This is a genomic window from Nonomuraea sp. K271 (assembly GCF_009908215.1).
Classification (GTDB): domain Bacteria; phylum Actinomycetota; class Actinomycetes; order Streptosporangiales; family Streptosporangiaceae; genus Nonomuraea; species Nonomuraea longispora.
The window spans coordinates 1-18,931 of the sequence record NZ_JAAAHR010000137.1 but is presented as its reverse complement, the minus strand read 5'-3'; the positions used below and the strand labels follow the sequence as shown (position 1 = coordinate 18,931).

The window sequence follows — 18,931 nt, the reverse complement described above, 5'->3', positions numbered from 1 at the left end:
CCGGCCGGGATGAGGGAGGACCGGTGTGCTTCTACGTATGAACAGGCACGGTATGGACGTTACGGCCAGGCGTCAAGGGTGTGACCGGAAGTTTTCGTGGCCCCTTGACGGGCGGGCGTTCTGTACTTAGCGTCCCTGATCAACCCATCCGGCAGATGCGCTCATACGTATGAGCAACGGGAGGCATCCGTGCACCACCAGATCGACCGGCTCCTCGACAAGCTCACCCTGGAGCGCAAGGTCCGCCTGCTGACCGGCGCGGACGAGTGGAGCACCCACGCCGACCCGGACATCGGGCTGCGCGCCATGGTGCTGTCCGACGGGCCGTCCGGCATCCGCGGCGTCACCTGGGACGAACGCGACCCCGCCGTCAACCTGCCGTCCGCCACCGCGCTCGCCGCCACCTGGGACGTCGGCACCGCCCGCGCCTACGGGACGGCGCTGGCCGCCGAGGCGCGGCGCAAGGGCGCCCACGTCGTGCTCGGGCCGACGATCAACCTGCACCGCAGCCCTCTCGGAGGGCGGCACTTCGAGGCCTACTCCGAGGATCCGCTGCTGACGGCCGACCTGGCGGCGGCGTACGTGCGCGGCGTCCAGAGCCTCGGCGTCGCCGCGACCCCGAAGCACTACGTGGGCAACGACTTCGAGACCGAACGTTTCACCGCGAACGTCGTGGTCAGCGAGCGGGCGCTGCGGGAGCTGTACGTGGCGGCGTTCGAGAAGGCCGTGGCGGAGGCGGGGGCCTGGGTGGTCATGTCGGCGTACAACGCGGTCAACGGCGCCACCATGACGGAGAACCCGCTGCTGGCCGAGCCCCTGTGCGACGAGTGGGGGTTCGACGGGGTGGTGGTGTCCGACTGGTGGGCCGCGCGCTCGACCGTACCGGCCGCGCTGGCCAGGCAGGATCTGGCGATGCCCGGACCGGACGGGCCGTGGGGGGACGCGCTGGTCGCGGCGGTGCGCGACGGGCGCGTGCCGGAGGCGGTGGTCGACGAGAAGGTACGGCGCCTGCTACGGCTCGCCGCCCGCGTCGGCGCCCTCGACGGCGTCACCCCCGCTCACGCCCCGGCCACCGTCACGCCGGACGGTGCCGGCCCGGACGTCGGCACGCCGGGCGGCGGCGCTTTCGCTTCGGGACGGGACGCCGGTGCGGATCTCGTGGAGGCCGTGGCGATCTCCGCGCAGGACGGTGCCGTGCTGGCGCGGCGGGTGGCGGCCGACGGGATGGTGCTGGTGCGCAACGAGGGAGAGCTGCCGTGGCCCGCTCCCGGCCCCCGGTCGGTCGCGGTGATCGGGCACAACGCGCTCCAGTTCCGCAGCCAGGGCGGCGGCAGCGCCACCGTGACCCCGCCGTACGTCGTCTCCCCGCTGGACGGGCTGCGCGCCGCGCTGCCGGACGCCGAGATCACGTGGTCCCTCGGCGCCGTCACGCAGGAAGGCCTCGCGCCGCTGCCGATCGGGCGGCTGACCGACCCCGTCTCGGGCGAGCCGGGGGTGCGGGCCCGTTTCCTCGACTCCGGCGGCCGGGAGCTGCTGAGCGAGAACCGCCGCTCGTCCGACCTCGCCCGGCTGGGCGGCTCCCGTCCCGCGGGCACGTCCTCGGTGGAGGTCACCACCCGCTATCAGGTGAGGGAGCCGGGCATCGCGCGGCTCGGCGTCGCGGGAGCGGGGCTCGCCACGCTGGCCGTGGACGGTCAGCGGGTGCTGGAGCGGGAGCTGGTGCACGAGGGCGAGGACTTCGGCGGCGGCCTGGTCTCGCCGCCGCACGCCTCGGTCACGGTGCGGCTCGCCGCCGGGGAGGTCGTACTGACGGCCAGGCTGGACGGCGTGCCGCAGGGCAACGGCCTGACCCTCACCCTGGGCGAGGACCTCGCACCGGACGCCGGCCCGGCGCACGGCGGTGAGGCGCACGGCGGTGAGGTCGAGGCGAGCGAGATGGCAGCCCTTGAGGCGGCGGTGGCCTCGGCGCGGCGGGCGGAGGTGGCGGTGATCGTGGTCGGTACGAGCCCGGAGATCGAGCGTGAGGCGGCCGACCGGGCCACGCTGGCGCTCCCCGGCGCGCAGGACAGGCTGGTACGGGCGGTCGCGGCGGCCAACCCGCGTACGGTCGTCGTCGTGAACGCGGGCGCGCCCGTGCTCATGCCGTGGCGGAACGAGGTGGCCGCGGTGCTGCTGGGCTGGTTCGGCGGGCAGGAGTTCGGCAACGCCCTGGCCGACGTGCTGCTCGGGACGGCCGAGCCGGGCGGACGGCTGCCCACCACGTGGCCCGGCGAGGAGGCGGACGTGCCGGTCCTGCGGACCGCTCCCGTGGACGGGGTGGTGTTCTACGACGAGGGCGTGCACGTCGGTTACCGCGCGTGGCTGCGCGCCGGGGCCGAGCCCGCCTACCCGTTCGGGCACGGGCTCGGCTACACGAGCTGGGAGCTGTACGACCTCGCGGCCGGCGCCGGAGAGGTGAGCCTGACCGTGCGCAACACCGGCGGACGCGCGGGCAAGCACGTGGTGCAGGTGTACCTGTCGCGGGAGCCGAGCGCGGTGGAGCGGCCGGTGCGCTGGCTGGTGGGATTCGCGGTGGTGCGGGCCGGCGCCGGGCAGGCCGAGCGGGTGACGATCCCGCTCGCGCGGCGCGCGTTCCAGCACTGGGACGGGGGCTGGCGGACCGAGCCGGGCGAGTTCACCGTGCACGCCGGTTCCAGCGTCGCCGACCTCCCCCTCACCGCCCAGGTCACCGCACCATGAAACGCCCTCTCACCACCCAGGTCAACACACCAGGAAACGACCTTCCATCGCCCGGTTCAGCGCACCGTGGAACGACGTCTCACCGCCCACGTCAACACACCGTGGAACGACCTCACCGCCCGGGTCAGCGGGCGGCGGAGCGGCCTTCTCGCCGCCCGGTCGGCGGGCTGCCTGGAGAGGGCGGGGTTACGCGCGCTCCCGTTCCCCCTGCCGGGTGTAGCGGCCGGGCGTGCAGCCGTACTCCTTGGTGAAGGCCGTGATGAACGCCGACGGGCTGGAGTAGCCGACCCGCCTGGCCACCTCGGCCACCGGCTGGGTCTCCAGCAGCACCCGGGACGAGCTGAGCCGCAGCTTGGTCCGCACCTGCGAGTACGACATGCCGAACTCCCGCTCGAAGTCCCGCTGCAACGTCTTGACGCTGACGTGGAGGCGCTCGGCCCACTCGTCGAGGCGGGCCGCGTCGCCGGGGTCGTGGGAGAGGGCACGCGCCACCGCCGCCGCGAACCCGGTGCCGGTGGCGTGGTGGCCGACGAACTCGGCGGTCGTCGCCCCGAGGCCCGCGAGGATGCGGGCGCGCGCAGCCAGCGCGCCCGCCTCGTCGTTGCCGGGGCGGGCGATGGCCTGGATGAGCCGCGCCGCCTCGCGGTCGATCGAGACGGGCCCCGCGCGCAGGCCGGCGAGCGAGGCCGGCACCTCGCGCAGGCAGATCCGGTAGACGGTCTGCCGGTCGGCCGCGCGCACCTCGTGGGTGACGGCGCGGTGGGCCCAGAACGCCTCCCGGTGGCCCACGAACTGGGTCCGCGCGGTGTGCCGGGTCGACAGGATCCCGTCGGGGGACCAGTAGAGCTGGTGCAGGAAGTCCTGGCGGCTCTCCCCGAACTCCAGCGCCTGCGCCGAACGGTATTTGAGCACGAGGATGCCGCTGGGGCGGCCGATGCCGTAGCCGTACTCCTCGCACCAGAGCGGGTCCGTGCCGGTGGGCTCGGTGAGCATCACGGAGTGACGTCTCAGCGACATCGGATGGCCTCCCTGCGACACGTCGAGCAACTTTGGTAAGGGTAACCTAACTTCGTCCCACACCTCGTGAAGGAACCCTTCCATGCTCTTTGCACAGCTCCGGCGTGCCGCCAAGGCGGCGCTCATCGCACCGGTCGCCGGGCTCGCCGCCCTGGTGACCGGCTGCGGCGCGACCGGCTCCGGCGCGCAGCCCGCCGAGGCCGCCGCGACCCGCGTCTTCGACGCGGACAACGGCCAGGTCACCATTCCCGCCGACCCCAAGCGGGTGGTCGCCACGGGGTACGCGGTGCCCGTGCTCATCGAGGCCGGCGCCGCGCTGGTCGGCATCTCCACGTGGAAGCGCGGGCTGCCGCTGATGTCGGGGGAGGACCGGGCGACGTACGACGGCCTGGAGAAGGTCGCCGGCGAGACCGCGGCCGAGACGAACTACGAGGCCATCGCCAAGGTCAAGCCGGACCTCATCGTCATCGGCGTACCGAAGCCGGTCCTCGCCGAGATAGACATGGAGCGGCTGAAGTCGGTCGCGCCCGTCGTCGCGATCGGCCCGACGAAGCCGTCCGCGTGGCGGGAGTTGTCGCGGCGCCAGGCCGACGCCGCCGGCCGCGGCGCGAACTTCGACCAGGCCAAGGCCGCGTACGAGAAGAAGGCCGCGGAGCTGGCGGCCAAGTACGAGGACGCGCTGGCGGGCGTGGATTTCGGGCACGTCGGCTCGTACGGCGAGGTCGCGAAGGGGTCCTTCCAGCGGGAGTTCGCCGACTCGTGGGGCACCAACATCGCCCAGGACATCGGCGTCACCTACTACGGCCAGGTCAAGGAGAAGGGCGGGGGAAGCCTCGACGTGTCGGAGACGCCATCGATCGAGGAGTTGTCGAAGAGCCTCGGTGAGGCGGACGCCATCACCTACTCGGTGCAGCCCGACGGCACGCCGAACGAGTCCGTCGCGTACGTGCTGAAGTCGGAGTTGTGGAAGAACCTCCCCGCGGTCAAGGCGGGCCGGGCGTTCCCCCTGCGCTACACGGAGGCGGCCACGTACGACTCGGCGCTGAAGACCCTGGACGCCGTCGACCAGGCGCTCGCGCCGCTGCTCGGCGCATGACCGGCCACCACCGCCACGCGCACGACCCGCTCGCGGACCGCCGCGACCCGCGCGGCCGGGTCGCCGCCCACCACGCCTCGGGGACCGGCGTGGTCCGCATCGGCTACCCGATCTGCGTGCGCACCGCCACGGTCGCCGCGCGCGAGCTCGTGACCCCGCGCATGCTCCGCCTCACCGTCTCGGGCCCGGGGCTCGACGGTTTCCACACCTACCAGGCCGACGACCACGTCAAAATCGTCTTCCCTGATCCCGACGGCACCCTCAGGCCCCCGGTGCCCAACGACGAGCTCTCGCTCGACTGGCCCCGGCCGCTGCCCCCCTCCCGCAGGTACACCATGCGCCGCTACGACGCGGCGGCCCGCGAGCTCGACCTCGACTTCGTGCTGCACGCGGGCGGCGTCGCCTCGGCCTGGGCGGAGAACGTCGCGGTCGGCGACGAGGTGACGATCGCCGGGCCCCCCGGGGCCAAGGCGTTCCCGCACCACCACCGGCACTACGTGTTCGCCGTCGACGCCACCGCGCTGCCCGCGGCGGCCCGGTGGCTGGAGGAGTCGCCTCCCGACGTGAGCGCGCACCTGGTCATCGAGACGGACGATCCCGTCGAGCACACCTATCCGCTGGCGCAGCGCGACGGTGTGGAGGTCGTCTGGCTGGCCCGCGACGGCGAGCGCTCCTTCCTCGCGGAGACCGTACAGAGGCTGGAGCTGCCGGACGTGCCCTCGTTCCTCTTCGCGGCCGGGGAGGCGGGCGACATCAAGCCGCTGCGCCCGTGGAGCGCGGGGCGGCTCGACTCGCTGTTCACCGGCTACTGGAAGCGCGGAGTCGCCGATCTCGATGACTGACCTCCCCGTAGGCGCAGCCGCGTCCGTGGTGCGGGGGGCGCGGCGGCCCGTCGTGCTGGCCGTGTCCGTGGTGCTGCTGCTCGCCGTGGCGGTCGCGAGCGTCTGCGTCGGCGCGCAGGCCCTCGCTCCCGCCGAGGTGTGGCGGGCCCTCACCGGCGCGGCGGGCGGGGAGGCGGCCCTGATCGTGCGTGACGTACGGGTGCCGCGCACGATCCTGGGCGTCTGCGTCGGCGCGGCGCTCGGCACCGCGGGCACGCTGGTCCAGACGCTGACCCGCAACCCGCTGGCGGAGCCGGGCATCCTGGGCGTGACCGCGGGGGCCGGGTTCGCCATCAACCTCGGCGGCGTGCTGGGCCTGGCGTCCGGGCAGGGGGCCCAACTGGCGCTGGCCTCGGCCGGAGCCGCGCTGGCCGCCGTCCTGGTGTACGCGCTCGGCTCGGCCTCGCCGCTGCGGCTCGTGCTGACCGGGGTGGCGCTCAGCGCCGTGCTCTCCGGCATCTCGCTCGGCCTGCGGCTCATGCTGCCGGACGTCTTCGACCGGTTCCGGTTCTGGTCCGTCGGGTCGCTGGCCGGGCACGAGCAGTCGCCGCTCCTGCTGCCCGTCGTCACGATCGCCGCGGGGCTGGTCTGCGCCGCCGCCGTGACCAGGCCGCTGAACACGCTGGTGCTGGGTGACGAGGTCGCGCGGGCGCTCGGCGGGCACGTGCTGCGCACCCGGCTGTCCGTGCTGGTGCTCGTGACGCTGCTGGCGGGGGCCGCCACCGCCGCGGCGGGGCCGATCGCGTTCCTGGGGCTCATGGTGCCGCACCTGGCCAGGCGGGTGGCGGGCGGGTCGATCCCGTGGCTGATGGCGTACACGGTGGTGCTGGGGCCGGTGCTGCTGGTGGCCTCCGACATCGGGGCGCGGCTGCTGCTGCCGACCGGTGAGGTGCCCGTGGCCGTGGTGACCGCGTTCGCCGGCGCTCCCGTGCTCATCTGGGCGGTACGGCGGCGCGGGGCGGTGCCGTTGTGAGCGGCTCCGTCGTGCTGCGCGCGGGCGCGTACTCGGTCAGGGCCGGGCGCAGGACGCTCGTGACGTCGCTCGGGCTGCTGCTCTCGGCGCTCGGGCTTGGCGTGCTCGGGTTGTGCCTCGGAGGTTCGTGGACGCCGCCGCAGGAGGTGCTGGCGGCGCTGGCCGGTCAGGGCGACTCCGTGGTGGTCGTCAGGGAGTGGCGGCTGCCCCGGGTGGCGGCCGCGCTGGTGTTCGGGGCGGCGCTGGGCCTGGCGGGCGCGGTGTTCCAGAACCTGACGCGCAACCCGCTGGGCAGCCCGGACGTCATCGGCCTCGACGCCGGCTCCTACACGGGCGCGTTGTTCGCGATCACCGTGCTGGGCGGCACGTCCGCGCAGCTCGCCGCGGGTTCCGTCGCGGGCGGGCTGCTCGCCGCCGCGGCCGTCTACGCCCTGTCGCTCCGGTCGGGTCTCAGCGGCATGCGGCTGGTCGTCGTCGGGATCGCCGTGAACGCCATGCTGACCGCGCTGAACTCCTGGATCGTGCTCAGGGCCGAGCTGGACGTGGCCATCGCCGGTACGGGCTGGAGCGCGGGCTCGCTGAACGGCGTGGACTGGGACGAGCTCGTCCTGCCCTGCGCCGTCGTCGCCGCGCTGGCCCTGCTGCTGGCCGTCCTGTCCCCCGGCATGCACCAGGCGGCGCTCGGCGACGAGCTGGCCGTCGCCTCGGGCGTGCGGCTGAACCGCCTGCGGCTGCTGCTCGTGCTGGCGGGCGTCGGCTGCACGGCGACGGTGACGGCGGTGGCGGGCCCCATCGTGTTCATCTCGCTGGCCGCGCCCCAGATCGGGCGGCTGCTGACGGGCTCGGCGGGCGTGGCCCTGGGGCCCGCCGCGCTGTCGGGGGCGGTGCTCCTGCCGGCCGCCGACCTGGCCGCGCAGTTCCTCCTGGCGCCGGTCTCGCTGCCGGTCGGCGTGGTGACCACGGTGATCGGCGGCTGCTACCTCATCGGCCTGCTGGTACGGCGGACGAGGCGCGGCACCGCCGCCTGACGGGCGGGCCGGTCACGTTCCGCACGTGGGGCAGCCGGGACGTCGCGGCACGGCTCGCGACCGGATCTCCAGCGGCCAGAAGTCCACCTCGCTCCACCTGCCGCCGAGCGCCGGCGGCAGGCCGGCGATGAGGCGGATGGCCTCCCAGGCCAGGATGTTGCCGACGAGACCGCACAGCGCCCCCATCGCGCCCGCCTTCTCCCGCTTCCCGACGACCGTCTCCATGCCGACGCGGCCGTGGTCGGCGAACGTCTCGGCGCGTACGCACGCCCAGCAGGCGGTCTGTCCCGGGACGATCGAGGTGCCGAGCACGCCGATGTGGTAGGCGTACCCGGTGCCCATGATGTGCGGGACACGCGGCCAGCAGGCCTCGCTCACCCAGCCCGCCACGTCGTTGGGGGTGGGCAGGTCGGCCGCGCTGACGACGACGTCCGCACCGGCCACGACGTCCTCAAGGTCGCCGGCCCCGCCGATGCGGCGGTCGAAGGTCTCGACCTCGACGTACGGGTTCGCCTCGCGCAACCTCGCCGCGGCCGCCTCGACCTTGGGGGCGCCCACGTCGCCGACCCTGAACACCACCTGCCGGGTGAGGTTCGAGCGTTCGACCCTGTCGAAGTCGCACAGGCGGATCCGCCCGACGCCGGCGACGGCCAGCGCGAGCGCCACCCATCCGCCGATGCCACCGACGCCGCAGACGACGGCGGTCGCGCCGTCGACGCGCCGCTGGAGGCCGACGCCGCTCGTCTCCGGCGCCAGGCCCTCGTCGCAGAAGTCCTGGAACAGCCGGAGCTGACGGTCGTAGAACCCGGCCCGTTCCTCGCCCAGCAGGCGGAAGTCCCGTTCGGGGTCGCGGGTCCTGCTGAGCAGCCGTTCCTCCGCGAGGATCTGCACGACCTCCGCCACCCGCTGCTCCGCCTCCGGGTTCTCGCCGCAGGCCAGCGCGCCGATCTCGCCGATCGAACGGGTGCCGTCGAGCAGCCGCACCACGTCTTTCACGAAGGGGTCGCAGGCGAATCTCTTGACGGTCCGGTCCGCCAGGCACAGGAACAGCAGCGTGCCGCCGTCCGTCTGCACGATCACGCTGTCGCGCAGGCGGGGACGCCAAGCGGCCTCTGTCACGGGCATGCCTCCTCAGAAGTCGTCGAGTTCGCGAACGGCCTGGTCGAGGTCGTCGGCGACGCCGCGGCGCAGCAGCCTGGCGTACAGGCCGTCGCCGGTGACGCCCAGCCGGCGGATCAGTCGCGCCCGCGCGCTCATCTGCTCCTGGGCGTCCTCGATGATGCTCTCCGTCCGGCCCTTCCATCCGTACGCGTCCAGGAACCGGCGCAGCCGCGCGGGCCGCGCGCGGAACTCCGTGAACCCCTCGGCGGCGACCACGTGGCGGGCGTGCAGCGGCACCCAGCACAGCGCCACCGACGCCACGTCGGAGTCCACCGTGGTGGGGCCGGCGAAGTCCCAGTCGAAGAAACCGGCCAGCCGCCCGTCGTGGTAGGCGGCGTTGAACGGGCTGGCGTCGTTGTGCCCGATGACGAGCCCTGGCTCCCACGGCCGGCCGGTGCGCCAGTGAGCGCCGTCGGGCGGCACGAAGTCGGCCACCGCCTCGTGGTAGGACCGCAGCCACGACGCCACCTGCACGAGCGTGTCCTCGGTGCGGGTCCACCACGGCCACACCAGGGCGTCGCCGACCGTGTCACCCTCCAGGTAGGTGAGGAGCTCGTAACCGTCGGCGTCGACGCCGAGCACCCGGGGCGCCCCCTCGAACCCTCTGCGTTCCAGGTGCCGCAGCAACTCGTGCACGGACGCCGTCCACGCCCGCACGGGCCGCCGGACCTGGGACCCCACGCGTACGGCGCCGCCGTCGTTTCCGCCTCCGAGCCGACTCCCGGTCACGAGCGCCTCCCATCGGGGCAGCGGCCGGGCGGCTCACGTCGATCGAGGGTTTCCTGCTCCGTCCTCGCCCCATGAAATCTCGCACGGCGACCGCGTCCCATCAAGACCGCGTTCCCGGCAAGGCCGTGCCCGCCGGCGGGACCGTGCCCCCGCGTATGATCGACCCCCGGTCCGGCGGCCGGCGCCATGGCTCTATAAGATGTAGTACTACAAAACGTAGAGTTTGGGGGCCGCCGGTGCGGGTGATCGTGGCGGGAGCGGGGATCAGCGGGCTGGCGGCGGCTCGGGGGCTCATCGCCGCCGGGCACGAGGTGGTGGTGCTGGAGCAGGCGCCGGGGCTGCGGCTGGGAGGCGGGGCCATCACCTTGTGGTGCAACGGCACGGCGATCCTCGGGGACGTCGGCGTCGACCTGGAGGGGACGGGGCAGCGGCTGACGGCGATGCGCCTGCGGACGGCGGGCGGGCATCCGGTGCTGGAACTCGACCTGGAGGAGCTGGCGGAACGGTTCGGGTCGGCGGCCCGCGTGCTCCCGCGCGGCTCGTTGATCACCCTTCTGAACGACGGGCTGCCGGAGGGCACCGTACGGTTCGGCGCGCGGGTCACTGAGGTGCTGGCCGGCCGCGACGGCGTACGGGTGCGGACGCGGACGGGCGAGGAGTTCGCCGGCGACTTCCTGGTGGGGGCCGACGGAGTGCACTCGCGGGTGCGGGCCCTCGTGCTGGGCGACGCCCCGGCGGCGCTGACCGGCGCGGCGATCTGGCAAGGGCTGACGCCGGCCCCGTTCGACCTGGGCTCGGTCACGACGCTGATGGTCGGCCGGCAGGGCGACTTCGGTTACGCGAGCGCGGGCGACGGGCTCATGCAGTGGTTCTTCGACGTGCCGTGGTCGCCCGGCACACCGAGGGAGGACAAGCCGCTGGAGATGTTACGCCGACGGTTCGGGGGGTGGGCCTCCCCCGTCGAGCAGGTGCTGGACTCGCTGCGCGAAGGCGACGCCGGGTTGTTCCCGCACACCCGGCACAAGGTGCCGTGCCGCTGGGGCCAGAACCGGTGCGTGCTGCTCGGGGACGCCGCGCACGGCATGCCGCCCGTCGGGGCGCAGGGCACCAACCAGGCCCTTGAGGACGTGGCGACCCTGGTTGACTGCCTGGCCACGGTGCCCGACCCGGCCGCGGTCGTCGGCGTCTACTCCGCCAGGCGCAGGCGGCGGGCGGCCCTGGCCTCCACCGTCGCCTCGAACACCCTGGCCGTGTCCGGCCCGCGTACGTTGATGCAGAGCGAGCGCCTCATGCGCATGAACGGCGCCGCGCCGCCACGGCTGGCCACCCGGGGGTTCGGACGCCTGCTCAGCGCCCTCAGCGACCGGATCTGAGAGCTCCCGGGGCACCGCCGGCCTGCTCGATCACGCGGCGGGCCCACGCCACTTCGAGCTTCCCCGTGGGCGTCCTGCGCAGGGCCGGGAGGAGCACGATGGCGCGCGGCACCTTGTAGCCGGCCAGGCCGCGGCGGACCCAGTCCTGGAGTTCCCGCTCCGTGAGCGTGCCGTCCCCGGTGGCGACCACCGCCGAGACGCGCTCGCCCCACGTCTCGTCCCGGACGCCCACCACGACGCAGTCGTCCACGCCCGGGTGGGCGAGCAGCGCGTTCTCGACCTCCTGCGGGAAGACCTTCTCCCCGCCCGTGTCGATCACGCCCGAGCCCCGGCCGAGGAAGGTGATCGCGCCGTCCTCCTCGACCCGCGCGAGGTCGCCGGGGACGGAGTGGCGGACGCCGTCGATGACGCGGAACGTGGCCTCGGTCCTGGCGGGGTCCTTGTGGTAGCCGAGCGGCAGCGGGCCGGCGTAGGCGAGCACGCCCGTCTCCCCGCTGCCGGGGGCGATCTCCGCGCCGTCGGAGGAGATGACCTTGGTCGCCGGCACCGGGTGGAAGCGGCTGGGCAGGTCGCCGGTGAAGGAGGTGATGGCGAAGGCGAACGGCCCTCCCTCGCTGGAGGCGAGCGCGTCGATGATCGTGACGTCGGCCCGCTCGTGCAGGGCACGCTTGAGCCCGTCGCTGAGGACCGTGCCCGAGCTGATCACCGTCGAGAGCGAGGTCAGGTCGTACGTCCTCCCGGCGTCCTGCGCCGCGACGAGCTCGTCCACGAGCGGCCGGCACACCGCGTTGCCCGCCACGATGATCGTGCCGGCCCGCCGCGCCGCGACGGTCTCCCAGACGTGCCGCGCGTCGAGCCCGCCCTGGCGGGTCGTGATGACCCGGCCGCCGGTGAGCAGGGCGCCCATCGAGTTGAACAGCCCGGTGGCGTGCATGAGCGGGACCACCGGCAGCGTCGCGGGCGCCCGGCCCTCGGCGTGCGCCGTCTCCGCGATCCGCGCCGCCTCGTCGAGCGTCGAGGGCAGCTCGGACACGCCCAGCGGCTGGAAGATCGGCACCGTCAGCGAGTGCAGCAGGTCGCCCTGCCGCCAGATGACGCCCTTCGGCCGGCCCGTGGTGCCGCCGGTGTACATGAACAGGCGGTCCGTGCTCGGCCGTGACGCGGCGGGTCTCGGCTCCGTACCGGCGAGGAGATCGTCGAGGCCGGTCGCGGGAGGGCCGGCGGCCGCGCCGGCGGGCTCACCGGCGCGTACGAGCAGGCGCAGCGTGGGCACCGTACGCGCGGCGTGGCCGACGTGGGCGGCCAGCTCACCGCTGAAGACGATCGCCGCGGCGTCGGCGTCGCGCAGCACGGCGGACAGTTCCTTCCCGGTGTAGCGGTAGTTGGCGTTGACCGGCACGGCGCCGAGCTTGAACGCGGCGAAGACGGTCTCGAGGTAGGCCGCGCCGTTGTACAGGTAGCAGGCCACCGTGTCGCCCGGCCCCACCCCGGCCCGCTCCAGCGCCGTGGCCAGCCGCGCCGCCCGGTCGTCGAACTCGGCGTACGTGTGATCGCGGCCCGGCTCGGAGATGGCCACCGCGCCGGGGAGGCGCCGGGCGACGGCCTCCCAGATCGTGCCGATGGAGACGTCCACGGATCGGCCCCCTTCTCGTCCCCCGGCGGAACGCGTCGGCTGCGCCACATGGTAGGCACGGGCATGATCCGGGCGACACCGCCCAAATGACCGGGCGGTGGGTGGACAAATGACGTAGCCGTCTCCCTCGCCCGGGGGACGTTCCTCCCCTGCGGCGGGGAAGGAGGCCGGGGCGTGCGGCCGTACGGTGACGTGCATGACGCGATCCGAGCCGCGGCGCCGCCGCGCACGACGCTGGCCGGCGTACGGGGTGGCGGGGTCGTTCCTCGGTTACGCCGCAGGGAAGGCCGCCTTCGCCACGCAGGCGAGGCTCGGGTTCCCCGGCGGGCCGCCGGTCTCGCCCGCCGAGGCCGCGGGCTACTTCCTGGACCCGGCCGCGGCGCAGTGGCTCGCGGCCGCGTCGGGGGTGGCGGGAGCCGGGGTGGTCCTCCTCACGGTCCTGCCGCTGGGCCGCCGGGTGCCCAGGCGGCTGATGCTGCCCGTGCTCGCCGTGATGGCCCTGGCCGTCGGCGGCGGCGGCGGGATCATGGCCGTGGACGGCCTGATCGGCATCGGCGTGGGCTGGGGGTGGCACCACGGGCTTCTCGGGCTGGCCGTGACGGGATTGTTCCTGGAGACGATCCGTTCGTACGCGGTCTCCACCGGCCGACGGCGATTTGTGGACGGTGGGGCCGGGCCCTAAAGTCACGCCTCGTGAGACTTTTCATGATCACGGTGCTGGCGGGCGCCCTCGCCGCGCCACTGACCTGGCCGTGGGCGGCGACCGCCGCCGCGGAAACGGCGAGCCATCCCGTCGACCGCTCCGAGCTGACCGCCAACGCGCTCTACGACGCGGGTCCGCTGCCCGCCACGAAGTGCACGGAGCCGCCGGTCAGGCGCGACGACCGCAGGCTGGCGCGCGCCTACGTCAACGCGGTCGTCGCCTGCCTGGAGCGGGCGTGGAAACGGCACCTTACCGGCGCGGGCCTGCCGTACGAGCCGGTCAGGGTGCGGCACATGAGCCGGATCCCGAGCGACCACTGCGACCTGCCCGTGGACGGCGCCGACTCCCAGGCGTGGTACTGCGAGAAGTCCCGCACGCTGATCTTCCAGATCGGCAAGGAGTGGGCCGCCGCCCCCTCCGACCTCTGGTTGTTCCACACGGCCGCCTCCATGTACGCCTATCACGTGCAGCACCTGACCGGGATCTCGGCCGCCCTCGGGGAACTGAACGCCGGATCGAAGGCCGAGTCCCGTGAGCAGTCCCGGCGCTACTTCCTCCAGTCGGCGTGCCTGGGCGGCGCGTTCATGAAGAGCGTCTGGCCCATGAAGGGGCGCTCCGCGAAGGACTGGCACCGCTTCAAGACCCTCCCCGTCGGCGACGACGACGGCAGGAACAGCTGGTACGGCACGACCGCCACGGTCCGCTCCTGGGTGGGGCGCGGTTTCGCCACCGGCGACCCCGGCTCGTGCAACACCTGGGCGGCCGCGTCGGCCAAGGTGTCCTGACGCGCGACCGCACAGGTCGGCCGTGCGGGTCAGCCGGGGACGCGGAGGGCGAGCATGGCGACGTCGTCGTCGTTGTCAGTGGGGCGCACGTTGGCGAGCAGGGCGTCGCAGATCGTGCCCAGGGGCCTGTCTGCCAGGGAGGAGGCCTGCCGGGCGAGCCTGTCCAGGCCCTCGTCGAGGGAGTGGCCGGGAGACTCGATCAGCCCGTCGGTGTAGAGCAGCAGCACCGCGCCGGGCGGCAGGTGGACGGCGGCGTCGTCGCGGTCGGGGGACAGCCCGGTGCCCAGCAGGAGGCCGCTGCCCTCGTCCAGGAAGCGGGCCGGCCCGTCGCGTTCGGCCAGGAGGGGCGGCGGATGGCCGGCGTTGGTCCAGCGCAGCCGCCAGGCGCCTTCCAGGCGTTCCACCCGGGCGAAGACGACGGTCGCCATCGTCGTCTCGGCCATGCGCACGACCGCCTCGTCGAGCCGGTTCACGATCACGCTGGGAGGCTCCTCCACCTCCCCGGCGTACGCGCGGAGCATGTTGCAGACCTGGGCCATGCCCGCCGCGGCGTCGAGGTCGTGGCCGACGACGTCGCCGATCACCAGCCCTGCCGACCCGTCCGACAGGACGAAGGCGTCGTACCAGTCGCCGCCGACCTGTGAGGCGTCGGGCGCGGGCAGGTAGCGGGCGGCCATCTGCAACCCCGGCACGCGGGGCAGCGTCGGCAGCAGATGGCGCTGCATGGTCTCCGCGACCCGGCGCTGCCGTTCGTACAGGCGGGCGTTGTCGAGCGCGAGCCCGGCGCGGCGGGCGATGTCCTCGGCCAGCAGCATGTCGTCCGGCGTGAACGCCGCCGAGCGCTCGGAACGTCCCAAGGTCAGCGCGCCCACCACCTCCCGCACGCCGCGGATGGGCGCGATGCTCGCGGAGTGCATGCCGGTCTCGTCGAACAGCTCGCGCTGCGCCACCGCGATGTCCGAGTCGGGAGGGCCCTGGTAGTCCTGCGGTCCCACCAGCGAGGGCGTGACCCCGCGCAGCGCACGCGACAGGGGCATCGAGGACTCCTGCGGCACGGGCGGCATCGGCCCCTCCAGGTCGCGCCGGTGCACCCGGACGCCGTTCTCGTAGTGCACCACGGCGGCGCGCGACACCCCGCCCTCCTCGGTGAGCAGGTCCACCACCGCCCAGTCCGCCATCAGGGGGACCACCAGGCGGATGAGCTGGCGTACGGTGTCGTCGACGACCAGGCTCGCGGTGAGGGTCGCGGTCGCCTCCGCCAGCAGGGCCAGCCGGTCCAGTTCGGCCATCGACGCCGCGGACGGTCTGCCTCCCTCCGCGGCGCCGGGCGTGGATCCCTCGCGGAAGAGCACCAGGGCGCCCTTGTCGCCCTCGCCGTTCTGGTAGGGGGTCACCAACCAGGACACCGCGAGCAGCGAGCCGTTCCCGCACTCCAGCCATTCATCGTCGCCCTGGCGGGTCTCGCCGGCGATGAGGGCCTGCCGCACCGTGCACCGGCTGCGCGGCAGGGGCTCGCCGTACTTCCCGCGGTGCAGCAGATCGTGGGCGTCCTTGCCCAGCAGGGTCGAGGCGGCGCGGTCGAGGATCTGCTCGGCCCGGGGGTTGACGTCCACGATGTGCCCGCGGTCGTCCACCACGTACGTTCCCACGTCGGACAGGTCCCGCAGCCGGAAATCGTACCCGCCCCCCGCTGGAACGTTCATCGCAGACTCCTTTCCCCGTGCTGCGATCTCTACCCAGCGACCTCCCACATCACCATCCAGTCATTACGGACATTTCACGGCATCGAGCAGGGCGATGCCGTGACGCCACCTGTCGCCACCTGACGCCACCCGCCTACCAGTCGCCCCGGTAGAGCTGGCCGCGGATCGCGCCGCCGGGGAACTGGGCGGTGTGCAGATTCGCGTACCAGTTGCCGGGGTTGTTCCAGATGCGGCGGGCCAGCGCGGCGGAGACGGCGGCGCTGCCCGCGACGCCGTTGACGCCGGCCGGCAGGCCCTTCTTCGCGGCGAGGAAAGGCACGGCCACCGGCCCGTTCTTGCCCTTCGGCGCCCGGTGGAGATGCGCGCCCACCGGCGCTCCGATCCGTTCCCACGCGGCGGCGAACCACACCCGCCCGCCCTGCGGCTGCACCAGCCAGCCGGCGCGGCCGTCGCGGTCGCCGACCTTCGTGCCTGCCGCCGGGACCTCCTGCCGCCCGTCCGCCCGCGTGGTGAGCGTGGTGGTGAACCCGTGCGACAGCACCGACTCCAGCGCCACCGGGCGGATCCGGTGCAGCTGGGCGCGCGCGGCTCCGGCGGCGAACTTCTTATTGTGCACGTTGGCGTACCAGTTGCCCGGATTGTTGAGGATGCGGCCGAGCAGGGCGCGGTCCTTGACGGTGACCGCGCCCTTGACGGCGTGGAGGGTCGCGGGCAGCGCCTGGCCGAAGAACGGAATCTTGACCTCGCCGTTCTCCCCGGCCTGGCCGCGGTGGATGTGGAACCCGCTGGGCGCGGCGATCTTGTGCCATCGCACGGCGTACTCGACCCGGTGGCCGTGGACGCGGAACACGGCGATCGCGCTGCCGTCCTGGTCGCCGGCCTTCGTCCCCTTGACGGGCACCTCGTTGGCGCCGTCGAGCACCGCCGCCAGGTACACGGGCGTGGTGGCGCCGGCGGGGACCGGGGCGAGCGAGGCGGCGGCAAGCGCCGTGGCGACGGCCAGGCCGGGAACGCTGAGGGTACGCATGTCCATGATTGCCCTTTCAGTGGTCTCTCGGCCTGGTACGGCCTCCTCCCCCGCCGGGGTTCAACCACCGTCCGGGCATCGCCTAGTCGCCCGTGATCAGCCGGCGTTCCAGCTGCAGGATGGGCTTGGTGCCCGAGCTGTCGTAGTTGCCCAGCGTCACCGACACCCAGTCCAGATCGGGATAGACGTTGTACGTGTCGCCCACACCCGGGCCGCCCCCGGTGTGGCCGTAGAGCCGCCGGCCGCCGAAGATGTGCGTCGCGAACCCGTAGCCGTAGTGGGAGCACGACAGCAGCGGGTCCTGCCCCTCCTCGGGAGGCACGACGGTCTTGCCGCTCGTGGCCAGCTCGACGGTCGCGTGGTCGAGCAGCCTGCCGTCCTGCCGCAGCGCCGTCACGAACCTCAGCAGCTCCCCTGTCGTGGAGTACGAGCCGCCCGCGGGCAGGCCGACGAACGGGGCCATCTCGCTCGTCGTGAAGTCGAAACGTGCACCGGTTTCGCGGTCGGTCGCGTAGGAGTGGGCGATGTCGTCCGCGGCCAGGATCTCCGGCCGGGTGTAGAAGTCCGTACGTCTCATCCCGGCCGGGGCGAACACGTGCTCGCGTACGTAGTCGTAGTAGTTCTGGCCCGACACCTCGGCCACGATGGCGCCGAGCACGACGAACCCGTCGTTGCTGTACTGGTATCGCGTGCCCGGCGTGAACTGCGTCGGCAGGCCCCTGATGATCTTCTGGGTGCCCTCCCACACCTCCTCGACCGTGTCCCACGCCCGTTCCTCCGGGTCAGGCGGCCCCGTCATCTTCGGCGGCCTGCCCACCCCGGACGTGTGCGTCAGCAGCTGGTGCACGGTCACGTTCTTCGCCACTTCGGCGGGGAAGCCGTCCAGGTAGGCGCCCAGCTTCTCGTGGAGCGCCACCTTGCGCCGCTGCACCAGCTGCAGCACGGCCGTGGCGGTGAAGCACTTGCCGATCGAGCCGAGGTTGAAGAGGGTGTCCGTGCGGTTGCGGACCTTCCCGGCCTTGTCGGCCATGCCGTAGGCGCGCTGCAGCACGGGCTCGCCGCGGTGGGCCAGCAGCACCGTGCCGGAGAACTCGTCCGCCTTGGCGCGGGCGGCGACGTAGCGGTCGTACTCGCCGCCGGGGCGCAGTTCCTTCGGTACGCGTCCGCGCCGGGACGGGGCGGCGTACGCGGGTCCTGCCCAAATGCCGCCGGCGACCGCGAACGGCGCGGCTCCCATCGCCCCCAGCAAGGATCGTCGCGACGCCACAGGTGATCGACGTTCCATGATCATGCCTCCTCCACGGACGACCGACACGGTCTTCCCCTGGCACGCGATCCAATCCGGTGAGGCGTTTCCTGGGCGTTACCGCCCCGCCGCGCGTGGCACCCTTCAGTGGCGTCCCGTCACGCGCGGCCGGCTGACGGGCACCCCTCCAGAACCCGGCGCGAAGCGGGATGGCACGCTGTGCCTGACAACCGCCGGAAGGAGCCGCGCATGAAGATCGTGGTCGACGACCTGTCCAGCCCGGAGATCGCCACGTTTCTTGACGAGCACGTACAGCAGATGCGCTCCATCACGCCCCTGGAGAGCAAGCACGCGCTCGACCTCGACGGGCTGCGCGAGCCCGGGGTCACGTTCTGGTCGGTCATGGACGGCGACACGATCGTCGGCTGCGGGGCGATCAAACGGCTGGACTCCGGCCACGCCGAGGTGAAGTCGATGCGCACCTCGCGGGCGCGACGGCAGAGCGGGATCGCGTCGCTGCTGCTGGAGCACATCATCGCCGAGTCCCGCAGGATGGGCTTCACCCGGCTGAGCCTGGAGACCGGGTCGGCGGCGTTCTTCCTGCCCGCGCGGCGGTTGTACGAGAAGTTCGGCTTCGCGTACTGCGAGCCGTTCGCCGGCTACCAGCCCGACCCGCACAGCGCGTTCATGACGAGAACCCTCTGACGTCTCGCGGCCTCCCGCTGCCCCGCCCGGCGTCGCAGCAGAGTCTCGAGGGAACGTGGAGCGTCTCGCCGGTGATCGGCGCGGCGGCGTCGGAGCACAACCACAGGACCGCTCGGGCGACACCCTTGGCAC

Annotated in this window: 16 protein-coding genes; 9 read left to right on the top strand and 7 right to left on the bottom strand. The window is 73.4% G+C overall.

All coding sequences use genetic code 11. The features are described from left to right. Window positions 1-189 precede the first annotated feature (189 nt). Window positions 190-2,739 (top strand): beta-glucosidase family protein, encoded by a 2,550-nt coding sequence (locus GUY59_RS34610; RefSeq protein WP_252375119.1) that lies wholly within the window; start codon window positions 190-192, stop codon window positions 2,737-2,739. Window positions 2,740-2,925: 186 nt separating this feature from the next. Here GUY59_RS34610 and GUY59_RS34605 read toward each other — a convergent pair whose 3' ends face one another. Then, on the bottom strand, window positions 2,926-3,756 hold the full coding sequence (locus GUY59_RS34605) for a helix-turn-helix transcriptional regulator (RefSeq protein ID WP_171055523.1): 831 nt from the start codon (window positions 3,754-3,756) through the stop codon (window positions 2,926-2,928). Between the two features lie 82 nt (window positions 3,757-3,838). Between GUY59_RS34605 and GUY59_RS34600 the strand changes: the two genes are divergently transcribed. Genes GUY59_RS34600 through GUY59_RS34585 form a run of 4 tightly spaced genes read left to right on the top strand, consistent with a single transcriptional unit; the run spans window position 3,839 to window position 7,734 of the window. Beyond that, complete coding sequence (locus tag GUY59_RS34600) at window positions 3,839-4,852, top strand: ABC transporter substrate-binding protein (RefSeq protein ID WP_138205015.1); 1,014 nt, start codon at window positions 3,839-3,841, stop codon at window positions 4,850-4,852. Then, window positions 4,849-5,694: a siderophore-interacting protein gene (locus tag GUY59_RS34595; protein ID WP_138205013.1), complete on the top strand. Its 846-nt coding sequence runs from the start codon at window positions 4,849-4,851 to the stop codon at window positions 5,692-5,694. The genes GUY59_RS34600 and GUY59_RS34595 overlap by 4 nt, the downstream gene beginning before the upstream one ends. Further along, window positions 5,687-6,706, top strand: a complete 1,020-nt coding sequence (locus GUY59_RS34590; protein WP_138205011.1) for a FecCD family ABC transporter permease — start codon at window positions 5,687-5,689, stop codon at window positions 6,704-6,706. Before GUY59_RS34595 ends, GUY59_RS34590 begins: the two co-directional genes overlap by 8 nt. Beyond that, entirely contained in the window at window positions 6,703-7,734 is a 1,032-nt protein-coding gene (locus tag GUY59_RS34585) for a FecCD family ABC transporter permease (protein WP_138205009.1), read from the top strand. Before GUY59_RS34590 ends, GUY59_RS34585 begins: the two co-directional genes overlap by 4 nt. Window positions 7,735-7,746: 12 nt before the next feature. Here the strand turns inward: GUY59_RS34585 and GUY59_RS34580 are convergent, their stop codons facing one another. Beyond that, a complete protein-coding gene (locus GUY59_RS34580) occupies window positions 7,747-8,853 on the bottom strand; it encodes a HesA/MoeB/ThiF family protein (protein WP_161714843.1) in 1,107 nt (368 codons plus the stop codon). 12 nt (window positions 8,854-8,865) lie between these two features. Beyond that, window positions 8,866-9,624 carry a phosphotransferase gene (locus GUY59_RS34575; RefSeq protein WP_138205005.1) on the bottom strand — a complete coding sequence of 253 codons (759 nt, stop codon included), beginning with the start codon at window positions 9,622-9,624 and terminating at the stop codon, window positions 8,866-8,868. Between the two features lie 236 nt (window positions 9,625-9,860). Between GUY59_RS34575 and GUY59_RS34570 the strand changes: the two genes are divergently transcribed. Next, a complete protein-coding gene (locus GUY59_RS34570) occupies window positions 9,861-10,997 on the top strand; it encodes an FAD-dependent oxidoreductase (RefSeq protein WP_138205003.1) in 1,137 nt (378 codons plus the stop codon). Here GUY59_RS34570 and GUY59_RS34565 read toward each other — a convergent pair. Beyond that, window positions 10,981-12,630, bottom strand: coding sequence for an AMP-binding protein (locus GUY59_RS34565; RefSeq protein WP_138205001.1), 1,650 nt, complete (start codon window positions 12,628-12,630; stop codon window positions 10,981-10,983). The two genes, GUY59_RS34570 and GUY59_RS34565, sit on opposite strands and share 17 nt — an antisense overlap. A 196-nt stretch (window positions 12,631-12,826) precedes the next feature. Here GUY59_RS34565 and GUY59_RS34560 point away from each other — a divergent pair, with 196 nt between their 5' ends. Together GUY59_RS34560 and GUY59_RS34555 are read left to right on the top strand one after the other, a co-directional pair. Continuing rightward, complete coding sequence (locus GUY59_RS34560) at window positions 12,827-13,312, top strand: hypothetical protein (RefSeq protein WP_138204999.1); 486 nt, start codon at window positions 12,827-12,829, stop codon at window positions 13,310-13,312. An 11-nt stretch (window positions 13,313-13,323) separates the two neighbouring features. Continuing rightward, window positions 13,324-14,118 (top strand): hypothetical protein, encoded by a 795-nt coding sequence (locus GUY59_RS34555; protein WP_138204997.1) that lies wholly within the window; start codon window positions 13,324-13,326, stop codon window positions 14,116-14,118. Window positions 14,119-14,147: 29 nt separating this feature from the next. On the opposite strand, the gene GUY59_RS34550 is transcribed toward GUY59_RS34555, so the two are convergent. The 3 genes from GUY59_RS34550 to GUY59_RS34540 form a co-directional block, all read right to left on the bottom strand. Then, window positions 14,148-15,821, bottom strand: coding sequence for a SpoIIE family protein phosphatase (locus tag GUY59_RS34550; RefSeq protein WP_138204995.1), 1,674 nt, complete (start codon window positions 15,819-15,821; stop codon window positions 14,148-14,150). Between the two features lie 133 nt (window positions 15,822-15,954). Further along, window positions 15,955-16,854 (bottom strand): CHRD domain-containing protein, encoded by a 900-nt coding sequence (locus GUY59_RS34545; protein WP_138204993.1) that lies wholly within the window; start codon window positions 16,852-16,854, stop codon window positions 15,955-15,957. 76 nt (window positions 16,855-16,930) lie between these two features. Further along, complete coding sequence (locus GUY59_RS34540; RefSeq protein WP_201761692.1) at window positions 16,931-18,133, bottom strand: serine hydrolase domain-containing protein; 1,203 nt, start codon at window positions 18,131-18,133, stop codon at window positions 16,931-16,933. Between the two features lie 210 nt (window positions 18,134-18,343). Between GUY59_RS34540 and GUY59_RS34535 the strand changes: the two genes are divergently transcribed. Continuing rightward, window positions 18,344-18,799: a GNAT family N-acetyltransferase gene (locus tag GUY59_RS34535; protein WP_138204991.1), complete on the top strand. Its 456-nt coding sequence runs from the start codon at window positions 18,344-18,346 to the stop codon at window positions 18,797-18,799. Window positions 18,800-18,931: the final 132 nt, after the last annotated feature.